The following is a 10,760-nucleotide window of genomic DNA, read 5'->3' on the forward strand; positions in this document are numbered from 1 at the left end:
TGAAGCTGAGCGCACAATGCGACAGAGTCCAAGCAAAATCAAAGGTTTGCGTTAACGCATTGGTTTTATGACAGATTCTCTGACGCGGTCAGACCCGTATCACCCGCAAGACACGAGCCAACCCGGCGATCTGCCGGGTCGCCCGTCTCGATCACAGCTCGAGTTCGTCCACGCCACTATAAATGTCGGAATCCTTGTACAGATCGTGCACATGTCGCACCAGCACCATGATCACGGCCGCTACCGGCAACGCCAGCAGTACCCCGGTGAAACCAAACAACTCGCCGCCGGCCAGAATCGCAAAGATCACTGCCACCGGGTGCAATCCGATCCGGTCGCCCACCAGCAGCGGCGTCAGCACCATGCCTTCCAGCGCCTGACCAATCATGAATACCGCGACGATCCCGACCATCGGGTACAGATCCCCTCCGAACTGGAACAACCCGGCAATCAGCGCCGCACCAATGCCAATCACGAAACCCATGTACGGCACGATCGCCGCCAGACCCGCAATCAGACCGATCAACAGCCCCAACTCCAGACCGACGATCATCAGCCCAGCCGCGTAAATCACGCCCAGCGCCAGCATCACCAGCAACTGACCGCGCATGAATGCCCCTAGCACCTCATGGCATTCGCCTGCCAGCGTTACCACGCGCTCCTCACGATCACGCGGCAGCAGGCTGCGAATCTTGGCCATCATCAAGTCCCAGTCTCGCAGCAGATAGAAACCCACCACCGGGATCAGCACCAGATTGGCCAACCACCCAATCAGCGCGAGCCCCGAAGCCGTCGCCTGACTGAGCACCACACCGACAATGTCACTGGTCTGGCCCATGTGCTCGCTGATGGCCGCCTTGACCTTGTCGAATTTCCAGAAGCCATCCGCCAACCCCAGCTTCGACTGCGCCCATGGCACCGCCGTGTGCTGCAACCAGTCCAGCATTTGGGGGGTCAACTCATACAATCGCAGCATCTGTTTGGCCAGCATCGGCACCAACACCAACAACAGCGCCGTCACGATGAGCGAGAACAAGGCAAACACGGTGATTACGCCCCAGGCTCGGGACAGCCCGAGCTTTTCCAGTCGATCCACCAGCGGATCGAACAGATAAGCGAGCAGCAGCGCCACCAGAAACGGCGTGAGGATCGGGTGCAGCAACCACACAAACGCGCAAAGCAGGACCACCCCACCGAGCCAGAACCAACGCCGCGTATCGGCCATTTACCACTCCTGCTTCTTCTATATAAGGAAAGACTTACCAGCGAAACCGCAGAGACGGCGCCGCAGGTGTCGGGGCCGGAGCAGCAACCGGCGCTGCACCCTGGACCGACGCTTGCGGCGCAGCCACAGGCACTGGCGCTGCGGCCGGCAACTCCTGCAACTTCGCCAGCGACAACTGAGCACGCAACTGATCGACACTGCCATTGACCCGATAGACGATACGATCGCCATCAACACTCTGCAGACGCACCCCATACGGCTCGAGCACCCGCAACAACGTCGCATAGCGCTCCAGATTCATGCCCTGCACCTCCAGCGTCTGCTGACCTGAAGTGCCGGGCTTGACCACATAACGCGGCGCCAGTCGCTCGGCAACCGCCAGCATCACGGCATCGGCCACGGCGGCCTGATCGGCACCCTGCACGCTCCCCGCGTCTTTTTGATCGCCCATCCACAAGTGCCATTTGGCCTGCCACTGCCCGCCCTCTTCACGGGCATGTACTGCCAGCAAGGCGTCAGCATTGTAGCGTTCCGAAGCGTCCTGCAATGGCGCCGGATCAGAGCCCTCCAGTACTGGCGCGCTAGCAACCAATTGTTCGCTGAGGTCCGCCAGCGGCAAACGCAATGGCAAACCGCGATGCTGAGCGGCTGCACGCAGCGGCGCAGCAGCGGCCTGACCATCACCGACCAGACTCGAACCCTCGGTCGAGTCACTCAGCCACCAACCCAGAATCGACGGCCGACTGGCCCCCCACAGGGATAACCCGGCGCGGCGCAAGGCCTGCTCGGTGGTATTGGGGTCGAAATCGACTTTCAGCACCTCAGGTGGACCGGCATCAAAGCCGAACCGGGTGATGATCTGCTGCGGATCTTTCCTGATCGGCGCCAACCCGGGATTTTGCGGGGCTTTAGGATCACCGGTCAGGCGCAACACCAGGGTGTCCAGCGCGGCCTGGGTCGCGCGATCACGCTCTTGCGGCGCTTGGCCGCTGACCGGCTCACGCACTTGATAAAGGCCTTTGAGGTTTTCGGCATGACTCGCCAGGCTGACCACAGACAAACAGGACACAAACAACAATTTACAAAAACGCATGGAAAATTCCCGTCGACAGGAGCGGCTGGAACAGGCCGCGTGAACCGATTGAGCAAGGCTGTGACCACCGGCCGTTGCAAAACATTCACACAGCGGCGGTAAGTTTTTGCACAGTGATAACGATAGACGGTTAATTGCAACACCTTATACAGGCACCCGGACGGCTCAATTGCAAAAAATTTCGGCCGATATGCCCCTGCCCGTCGGTGCGAGGATGGCCGCTGCCCCTCAAGCCTGATAAAATCGCGCGCCTTCGCAGACCGGCAACAGCCGGGCACCTCGAAACTCGCGTGAGGCAATCGCCCCATCGACTTCGGCGTTCCCGCTGAACTCGGTCGTTACCCCTGAATCCCCCCTAAAGGCCTGGATCATGAGCAAGCAACCCTCCCTGAGCTACAAGGACGCCGGTGTAGACATCGACGCCGGTGAAGCATTGGTCGAACGCATCAAGAGCGTCGCCAAGCGCACTGCGCGCCCGGAAGTCATGGGCGGCCTGGGCGGTTTCGGCGCCCTCTGCGAAATCCCGGCCGGCTACAAGCAGCCTGTGCTGGTCTCCGGCACTGACGGCGTCGGCACCAAGTTGCGTCTGGCACTGAACCTGAACAAGCACGACAGCATCGGCATCGACCTCGTTGCCATGTGCGTGAACGATCTGGTGGTGTGCGGCGCCGAGCCACTGTTCTTCCTCGACTACTACGCCACCGGCAAACTCAACGTCGAAACTGCAACCCAGGTCGTTACCGGCATCGGCGCTGGCTGCGAACTGTCCGGTTGCTCGCTGGTGGGCGGCGAAACCGCAGAAATGCCTGGCATGTATGAAGGCGAAGACTACGACCTGGCCGGTTTCTGCGTCGGTGTCGTGGAAAAAGCCGAAATCATCGACGGCTCGAAAGTCGCCACCGGTGACGCCCTGATCGCCCTGCCATCGTCCGGCCCGCACTCCAACGGCTACTCGCTGATCCGCAAGATCATCGAAGTGTCCGGCGCCGACATCGAAAACATCCAGCTCGACGGCAAACCGCTGACCGACCTGCTGATGGCGCCAACCCGCATCTACGTCAAGCCGCTGCTCAAGTTGATCAAAGACACCGGCGCCGTCAAAGCCATGGCCCACATCACCGGCGGCGGCCTGCTCGACAACATCCCGCGCGTTCTGCCAAAAGGCGCCCAGGCCGTTGTTGACGTGGCCAGCTGGACTCGCCCGGCCGTCTTCGACTGGCTGCAAGAAAAAGGCAACGTTGACGAAACCGAGATGCACCGCGTACTGAACTGCGGCGTAGGCATGGTCATCTGCGTGGCTCAGGAGCACGTTGAAGTGGCCCTGAACACCCTGCGTGAAGCGGGTGAGCAGCCTTGGGTCATCGGTCAGATCGCTGCCGCCGCCGAAGGCGCAGCTCAGGTTGATCTGAAGAACCTTAAGGCTCATTAATGTCCGCAACCTGTGATGTCGTGGTGCTGTTGTCCGGCACCGGCAGTAACTTGCAGGCCTTGATCGACAGCTCGCGGACCGGCGACAGCCCGGTTCGCATCGCTGCGGTGATTTCAAACCGCGCCGACGCTTACGGCCTGCAACGCGCCAGTGACGCGGGTATCGCCACCCGCTCGCTGGATCACAAGGCATTCGAAGGTCGCGAGGCCTTCGATGCTGCCCTGATCAAACTGATTGACGAATTCAATCCCAAACTCGTGGTACTGGCCGGTTTCATGCGCATTCTCAGCGCTGATTTCGTTCGCCACTATCAGGGTCGCCTGCTCAATATCCATCCGTCGCTGCTGCCCAAATACAAAGGGTTACACACTCATCAGCGCGCGCTGGAAGCCGGCGACACCGAGCACGGCTGCTCCGTACACTTCGTCACCGAGGAACTCGATGGCGGACCACTGGTCGTACAGGCAGTATTACCGGTAGAGTTGCACGACACGCCGCAGAGTCTGGCGCAACGGGTTCACGTTCAGGAGCACCTTATCTATCCGATGGCGGTACGCTGGTTTGCCGAAGGCAGGCTGACGCTCGGAGAACAAGGTGCTTTACTGGATAGCCAGCTACTCGCGGCCAGCGGCCACTTGATTCGAAACTAGGAGATATTATGCGTCGCGCCCTGCTCTTCGCTTGCGCTCTGCTCGCCCTGCCTTTAGCGCAGGCAGCAGACCTTCAACCGTTCTCCGCCAGCTATACCGCCGACTGGAAACAGTTGCCCATGAGCGGCACCGCCGAACGCAGCCTGACCAAGGATGCCAACGGCGTCTGGACGCTCAGCTTCAAGGCATCGATGATGATTGCCAGCCTGAGTGAAAAAAGCACCCTGACCCTGGACAAGGACACCTTGCTGCCGCAGTCCTACCACTTCGAACGGGGTGGCCTGGGCAAAGCCAAGAAGGCTGACCTGGATTTCGACTGGAACAGCAAAATGGTTACCGGCACTGACCGTGGCGACGCGGTGAAGATCCCGCTCAACCGTGGCATGGTCGACAAATCCACTTATCAGTTGGCGCTGCAACATGACGTAGCGGCCGGCAAAAAGACCATGAGCTACCAAGTGGTCGATGATGGCGAAGTCGACACCTATGACTTCCGCGTGCTGGGCTCGGAAAAGGTCGACACCAAGGCTGGCAAGATCGATTCGATCAAAGTCGAGCGCGTGCGCGACCCGACACAAAGCAAGCGCATCACCGTCCTGTGGTTCGCCAAGGATTGGGACTATCTGCTGGTTCGCCTGCAACAGGTTGAAACCGACGGCAAGGAGTACAACATCATGCTCCAGGACGGCACGGTCAACGGCAAGGTTGTCAAAGGTAGCTGATCCAGCGCGATATTGAAGAGCCCCGCAAAGCGGGGCTTTTTCATGCCTGCAATTTGCGCAACAACACACAACCACTGTGAGCGGGTTCACCGTTGCGATCGGCTATCGAGTCATACCGAGAATTTGGCCACCATGGTGTTCAGATCCACCGCCAACCGCGATAACTCCTGACTCGCTGCACTGGTTTGATTAGCCCCCGCCGACGACTGCATCGCCAGATCGCGGATGTTCATCAGATTGCGATCCACCTCCCGCGCTACCGCGGCCTGCTCTTCCGAAGCGCTGGCGATCACCAGATTGCGCTCGTTGATCAGCGTAAACGCCGACGCAATCTCCTCCAACGCCACTCCCGCAGCTTTGGCCAACTCCAGTGTTGAACCCGCTCGCCCATTGCTCTGCTGCATCGAACTGACCGCCGAATCGGTGCCCTGCTGAATACCGCCAATCATCTGCTCGATTTCCTGCGTCGACTGCTGGGTACGATGGGCCAACGCCCGCACTTCATCGGCCACCACTGCAAACCCACGCCCGGCATCGCCGGCCCGCGCCGCCTCTATCGCAGCGTTAAGGGCCAGTAGATTGGTCTGCTCGGCAATTGAACGAATGACATCCAGTACCTTGCTGATGCCATGAACCTTCTGCGCCAAATCCTCCACCTGACTCGCATTATTGGTAACGTCCTGGGCGAGACACTCAATCGACGTCACGGTCTGGCGCACCTGTTCACGACCATGCTGGGCAATACGATCGGATTCGCGCGAGGCTTCGGACGTCGCCACCGCGTTGCTGGCCACCTCCTCCACCGCTGCCGTCATCTGATTGACCGCCGTGGCCGCCTGCTCGATTTCGAGACTCTGCTGATGCAGTCCGCGCGTAGCGTCTTCCGTGACACAACTGAGTTCTTCCGACGCCGAAGCCAACTGGCTGGATGACTGGGAGATATGCCGAATCGTGTCACGCAGATTGTGCTGCATGCTTTGCAGCGCTTGCAGAAGTCGCGCCGGCTCGTCCTTGCCTGCAATGTCGATCTCTCCAGTCAGATCACCTCCGGCCACCACTTGCGCCACGCCCAACGACTGCGCCAACGGCATCACGATGCTGCGGGTCAGTAACAACGCCAGGCCTATGGTGATCAACGCCGTGACGGCGATCATCACACCGACCCACACCCGCGAATTGATGAACACCAACCGTGCAGCTTCGGTAGCAAGATTGGCGTTGTGCTTGTTCAGTTCGACCAGTTCACGCAGGGTGACCGTGATGTCATCGGCCAACGGGCTCATCTGAGTGTTGAGAATCGCCGCCGCCTCCTCTACCCGACTCTGTGCGGACAACTGCATCACCTGCGCCTGAAACTCCAGGTACTTGTGCTCGGCAACTTTGAAACGATCAAACAACTGACGCTCCTGGGGCAGCACGATCAGCACGTCATATCGTTGCTGGGCTTCACTGAGCACGCCGCGCAACTCATTGAGTTTGGCAACATTCTGCTCAAGCGCCTGCCGATCACGGTCGATCAACAGGCGCATGGTCAACGCCCGCAGGCGAAGCATGTCCTGACTCATCTCGCCGACGGCCATCACGCTCGGCAACCAGTTTTTATCGACCTCATCAGACTGGGCACGCATGTTGGACATTTGCAGCAAGGCGAACGCCCCCAGGGCAAACACCATGAGGGCCAACAGGCCAAAACCCAATCCGGCGCGCGGGGCAATATTGAGACTACGGATACTCATTGCTCTGGTTCCTTCCAAAAGCGCTGCATCAACCCTGCAGCTGGTTGCTCTAGAAGGTATCGGCCGGGCGGAAATTTGCGTAAGACCAAAACGTGATATCAAAACGCCTTAATACTCCGAACACGCGGCATTATCGATTCAGCGTGGTTTTAGCGGATTTGAGCTCCGTTCGTGGCAAGATCGCCAGGAAGTTGTCCTTTGCGACTTTATGGGCGACGTCTTCCGGTAGCGCATCGAGAAACGGTTTGAAGCTGTGCATTTCCTGACCGAGCCTGTTGAATCGCCCGACCACGTCCGAACCGAGCATGAAGCGCTCCGGATAACGCTCTACCAGTGCCAGCCATACCGGGCGCGGCTTCCCCTGCGCATCCAGCAGATACGGAGTGAGCATGGTCCAGGACAGATCGATGTAGAGATTCGGATAGGCCTCAAGCATCCGCGTCAGGGTCGCAAGCAGGAATTTCAACTGTGTCTGATGCCGATGAATCTCGGCGCTTGTCCCCGCGTGCGCCCAGATAAATCGGGTGTGCGGATGATTACGCAGCGGCTCTTCGATTTCCCTCAGATAAAGCGGATTTTTCTCACGTTTGGAGGTGATGTTGGAGTGCAGCATCACCGGCAGATCGTTTTCCGCCGCCAGATGATAGATCCTGGTCATCGCTTCGTTATTGGCGCGTGGCGTGTCACCAGACGTCAGCGCCGTCAGATCGTCATGGCGGGTGAACACCTCGCCGATGCCCTGCCATAGCCCCGGGTACAGATCGAGCATGCGCTGGATGTGCGCAGCAGAGTTTTTGTCGTTGGGGTTGAAACCTGAAAGGAAGGGATGGAAAAAGGGGCGTTGTTCAGGCGTTAGTTTTTGCACCGCATCTGCAACGATCACGTCGGTGGCGCTGTACCAATACGCATCGGCATCATCGCCGGCGTAATAACGCGGGCGTTTGGGTTCGTCTTCGTGCCACTTTTTGGCCACGGGAATACCGGAAATCATCACATGCTCGACGAAGTTGTCCTTCATGGCTGTCAGCAGTTTCGACATGCCAGCCGTTTCCTGGAAAAAATCCACGTAGTGCAGGTGCGCGTCGCTGTAGGTGTATTCGCGGGCACTGGCCGAACTGGCAAAGGCCAGAAGGCAGGCAAGACTCAAACGATACAGGGACACAATTAATCTCCAACAAGTAGGCATAACCTAGACCCCGTCCTGACGACAAGGGTTCATCCCGCAGGAAAGTGGAACGCGTGCCGGTAGGAATGCTCTATAACTGCAAGGTCTTTTTTGATCGAACGACTTTTCCTACTGCCAGTGAGGTTCCCATGACCGTTACCGTCAATACCGTCTCCGCTGAAGGCTTTCGTCACACCGTAAGGATCGATGACCACGAACTGTTTGCCGACGCACCGAAATCTGCCGGTGGCGAAGGCTCGGCCCCCGAGCCGCATGATTACTTTGACGCGGCTCTGGGGGCCTGCAAGGCAATAACCCTGAAGATGTACGCAAAGAAGAAAGACATCCCGCTGACGGGCGTAGGTGTCGACGTCAAACGCGACAACAGCGAAGAACAAAAAGGCAAATACGTCTTGCACGTCACACTCACCCTCAAAGGCGTATTGACTGACGCCCAGCGTGAAGAACTGCTGCGCGTTGCCGACCGCTGCCCAATCCACAAGCTGATGACCACCACCGACGTGACGATCGAAACCCACGCGCCACAAGGCTTCGACAGCCAATAATCAACACGCGCGCTGCGGCGGGTTATGCTCTGCACATCACCCGCTCAGCCTGGAATGCACCATGGACACGCAACCTCTGATCATCCGCGCGCGCGCCGAAGACGTCGAAGGCCAGCCGATTCTGCGCCCACTGCCGTCAGCCAAATGCCGCAGCGTCGGGCCTTTCGTGTTTTTTGATCACATGCTCGAGACGATTTATCCGACGGGCAAAGGCATGAACATCCGACAGCATCCGCACATCGGCCTGTCGACCCTCACCTATCTGTTTGAAGGGCAAATCCAGCACAAGGACAGCCTCGGCTCCGATCAGGTGGTCAGCGCTGGCGATGTCAGCTGGATGACCGCTGGCAGCGCCATCGCTCACGTCGAGCGCACACCCGAGCCGTTGTGGGAGCAAAGCTTCACCATGCACGGTTTGCAGATCTGGCTGGCCTCGCCCAAGGATCATGAGCAAGGCCCTGGGCATTACAGCCATCACCCGGCGGCGACGCTACCCGTCAGCGATAACCTCGGCGTGCAGATAAGGATGATTGCCGGGTCAGGCTTTTGTCTTGAATCGCCGGTACCGGTGCTTTCTCCTACGCTGTACGCCGAAGTGAAAATGCAAGCGGCAACCACACTGCTGATCCCGACCGAGCATCAAGAACGGGCGGTGTATGTGTTGAGTGGTGATGCGCAATTGAATGGCGAAACGATCACCCCCCATCTATTGGTCGTGCTCCCGCCCGGGGAAGAGATGAGCTTGTTTGCCGAGACTGATTGTCATGCTGTGGTGTTCGGCGGTGCCCCGCTGGACGGACCTCGGCGGATCAACTGGAATTTTGTCGCGAGCGATCCGGCAGCCATTGATGAGGCACGGCGCAAATGGGCGGCCGGGGATTGGCCGACAGTGCCCGGGGAAAGTGAGCGGATTGAATTGCCCTGAATCTTGTGTCGCTGATTAACCCTCTTCGCGAGCAAGCCTGTTCCCGCACTGGAACGCGTTCCAATGCGGGAAAAGAGGCCAGAACAGGCGCCGCCTGAATCAGCCCCTGAACACTTCATCCAATAAGTCATGCATCGACTTGAAGGCGCGCGCAGCGGTCTTCGCGTCGTACATCATCTTGCCCGGCACATTGGCGTGCGGATCGGTAAACGAGTGCACTGCACCGCCGTAGCTCAGCAATTGCCAGTCCACGTTCGCCGCGTTCATCTCATCTTCGAAAGCCGGCAATTGCTCTTTCGGCACCAAGGGGTCGGAAGCACCATGCAACACCAGCACCGAGCCCTTGATGTTCTTCGCATCCGCCGGGTTTGGCGAATCCAGCGTACCGTGGAACGACACCACGGCCTTCACCGGCGCACCGGTACGCGCCAGATCCAGCGCACAACAACCGCCAAAACAGAAGCCGAACACCGCCAGCCTGGAAATATCGACCGCGGCTTCACCCTGCGCGTGCAACTGCTCGAACGCCGCTTGCATGCGCTTGCGCAGCAAGGCCCGATCATTTTTCAGCGGCATCATCGCCGCACCAGCCTGATCGGCGTTCTGCGGACGCACCGCCTGACCGTAAACGTCAGCGATCAACACCACGTAGCCTTTGGCTGCGACCGATTTGGCGATCTCTTCGGCGCCGGCACTGACGCCCATCCAGTTCGGGGCCATCAACAGACCCGGGCGCGCGCCCTTATGATCGGCATCGAAGGCTAACCGGCCTTCAAAAGGCTGGCCATCAATCTGATAGACCACGGAACGTACAGTGACTTGGCTCATTTCTGACTCCTGATTTGTTAAACACCAGAATGAAAAAACCCGCCGAACAGACTGTGTGAAAACACACTGATGAAGGCCCAACAAAACGCCCCGACTTGTTCGGGGCGTTTGTTTTTGTGCGGGCAACAGACGAAAAAAGGCCTTTCAGCCCATTAGCGCCATCAACTGGCGGGCTCCGAGCACGCTAATCGCTCGCTTGAGGTTGTAAGCGTTCACCGCCAAGGCTATTTCCGCTTTTGCTCCCTCCAACTGACGCAGCAGGAAGCGACCATTCCCAAACAGCCATTGCTTGAAATTGCCGAAAGGGTGCTCAACGATGGATCTTCGGCTGGCCATCATCTGCGGATGAGCCAGCATCCGCTGCTCCATTCGCTCAAAGGCCTCCTCATGGGCATGGCGTGAGACATAGCGGCGCTGGGCG

At 58.9% G+C, this 10,760-nt stretch carries 11 protein-coding genes; 5 read left to right on the forward strand and 6 right to left on the reverse strand.

Going from position 1 to position 10,760, the window contains the following annotated elements; translation table 11 throughout:
* Window positions 1–151 precede the first annotated feature (151 nt).
* Together AACY18_RS26715 and AACY18_RS26720 are read right to left on the reverse strand one after the other, a co-directional pair.
* Window positions 152–1,225, reverse strand: a complete 1,074-nt coding sequence (locus AACY18_RS26715; protein WP_339466663.1) for an AI-2E family transporter — start codon at window positions 1,223–1,225, stop codon at window positions 152–154.
* Between the two features lie 34 nt (window positions 1,226–1,259).
* Complete coding sequence (locus AACY18_RS26720; RefSeq protein ID WP_339466664.1) at window positions 1,260–2,318, reverse strand: DUF2066 domain-containing protein; 1,059 nt, start codon at window positions 2,316–2,318, stop codon at window positions 1,260–1,262.
* A gap of 370 nt (window positions 2,319–2,688) precedes the next feature.
* On the opposite strand from AACY18_RS26720, the gene purM reads away from it, so the two are divergent.
* Genes purM through AACY18_RS26735 form a run of 3 tightly spaced genes read left to right on the forward strand, consistent with a single transcriptional unit; the run spans window position 2,689 to window position 5,119 of the window.
* Complete coding sequence (gene purM / locus AACY18_RS26725; RefSeq protein ID WP_221732188.1) at window positions 2,689–3,747, forward strand: phosphoribosylformylglycinamidine cyclo-ligase; 1,059 nt, start codon at window positions 2,689–2,691, stop codon at window positions 3,745–3,747.
* On the forward strand, window positions 3,747–4,397 hold the full coding sequence (gene purN / locus AACY18_RS26730) for a phosphoribosylglycinamide formyltransferase (protein ID WP_339433708.1): 651 nt from the start codon (window positions 3,747–3,749) through the stop codon (window positions 4,395–4,397). The genes purM and purN overlap by 1 nt, the downstream gene beginning before the upstream one ends.
* Window positions 4,398–4,405: 8 nt before the next feature.
* Entirely contained in the window at window positions 4,406–5,119 is a 714-nt protein-coding gene (locus AACY18_RS26735) for a DUF3108 domain-containing protein (protein WP_339466667.1), read from the forward strand.
* A gap of 110 nt (window positions 5,120–5,229) precedes the next feature.
* Here AACY18_RS26735 and AACY18_RS26740 read toward each other — a convergent pair whose 3' ends face one another.
* Together AACY18_RS26740 and AACY18_RS26745 are read right to left on the reverse strand one after the other, a co-directional pair.
* Window positions 5,230–6,855 carry a methyl-accepting chemotaxis protein gene (locus tag AACY18_RS26740; protein WP_339466669.1) on the reverse strand — a complete coding sequence of 542 codons (1,626 nt, stop codon included), beginning with the start codon at window positions 6,853–6,855 and terminating at the stop codon, window positions 5,230–5,232.
* Window positions 6,856–6,985: 130 nt separating this feature from the next.
* A complete protein-coding gene (locus tag AACY18_RS26745) occupies window positions 6,986–8,041 on the reverse strand; it encodes an amidohydrolase family protein (RefSeq protein WP_401160266.1) in 1,056 nt (351 codons plus the stop codon).
* Window positions 8,042–8,169: 128 nt separating this feature from the next.
* Between AACY18_RS26745 and AACY18_RS26750 the strand changes: the two genes are divergently transcribed.
* Both AACY18_RS26750 and AACY18_RS26755 read left to right on the forward strand, forming a co-directional pair.
* A complete protein-coding gene (locus tag AACY18_RS26750; RefSeq protein ID WP_339433712.1) occupies window positions 8,170–8,586 on the forward strand; it encodes an OsmC family protein in 417 nt (138 codons plus the stop codon).
* A 61-nt stretch (window positions 8,587–8,647) separates the two neighbouring features.
* Window positions 8,648–9,511: a pirin family protein gene (locus AACY18_RS26755; RefSeq protein WP_339466672.1), complete on the forward strand. Its 864-nt coding sequence runs from the start codon at window positions 8,648–8,650 to the stop codon at window positions 9,509–9,511.
* 99 nt (window positions 9,512–9,610) lie between these two features.
* On the opposite strand, the gene AACY18_RS26760 is transcribed toward AACY18_RS26755, so the two are convergent.
* Together AACY18_RS26760 and AACY18_RS26765 are read right to left on the reverse strand one after the other, a co-directional pair.
* Window positions 9,611–10,339: a dienelactone hydrolase family protein gene (locus AACY18_RS26760; protein ID WP_339466674.1), complete on the reverse strand. Its 729-nt coding sequence runs from the start codon at window positions 10,337–10,339 to the stop codon at window positions 9,611–9,613.
* Between the two features lie 144 nt (window positions 10,340–10,483).
* The coding region (locus AACY18_RS26765; RefSeq protein WP_339466676.1) for a transposase at window positions 10,484–10,760 on the reverse strand (277 nt) is incomplete at its 5' end.

The organism is Pseudomonas sp. EA_65y_Pfl2_P74, assembly GCF_963970575.1.
In the GTDB taxonomy this organism is placed as follows: domain Bacteria; phylum Pseudomonadota; class Gammaproteobacteria; order Pseudomonadales; family Pseudomonadaceae; genus Aquipseudomonas; species Aquipseudomonas baetica_A.

What these genes read in the sequence shown, in the direction of transcription:
- AACY18_RS26755 (WP_339466672.1), top strand. Translation starts at nt 8,648, where the DNA reads ATGGACACGCAACCTCTGATCATCCGCGCGCGCGCCGAAGACGTCGAA.
- purN (WP_339433708.1), top strand. Translation starts at nt 3,747, where the DNA reads ATGTCCGCAACCTGTGATGTCGTGGTGCTGTTGTCCGGCACCGGCAGT.
- AACY18_RS26760 (WP_339466674.1), bottom strand. Translation starts at nt 10,339, where the DNA reads ATGAGCCAAGTCACTGTACGTTCCGTGGTCTATCAGATTGATGGCCAG.
- AACY18_RS26745 (WP_401160266.1), bottom strand. Translation starts at nt 8,041, where the DNA reads ATGCCTACTTGTTGGAGATTAATTGTGTCCCTGTATCGTTTGAGTCTT.
- purM (WP_221732188.1), top strand. Translation starts at nt 2,689, where the DNA reads ATGAGCAAGCAACCCTCCCTGAGCTACAAGGACGCCGGTGTAGACATC.
- AACY18_RS26740 (WP_339466669.1), bottom strand. Translation starts at nt 6,855, where the DNA reads ATGAGTATCCGTAGTCTCAATATTGCCCCGCGCGCCGGATTGGGTTTT.
- AACY18_RS26715 (WP_339466663.1), bottom strand. Translation starts at nt 1,225, where the DNA reads ATGGCCGATACGCGGCGTTGGTTCTGGCTCGGTGGGGTGGTCCTGCTT.
- AACY18_RS26750 (WP_339433712.1), top strand. Translation starts at nt 8,170, where the DNA reads ATGACCGTTACCGTCAATACCGTCTCCGCTGAAGGCTTTCGTCACACC.
- AACY18_RS26720 (WP_339466664.1), bottom strand. Translation starts at nt 2,318, where the DNA reads ATGCGTTTTTGTAAATTGTTGTTTGTGTCCTGTTTGTCTGTGGTCAGC.
- AACY18_RS26735 (WP_339466667.1), top strand. Translation starts at nt 4,406, where the DNA reads ATGCGTCGCGCCCTGCTCTTCGCTTGCGCTCTGCTCGCCCTGCCTTTA.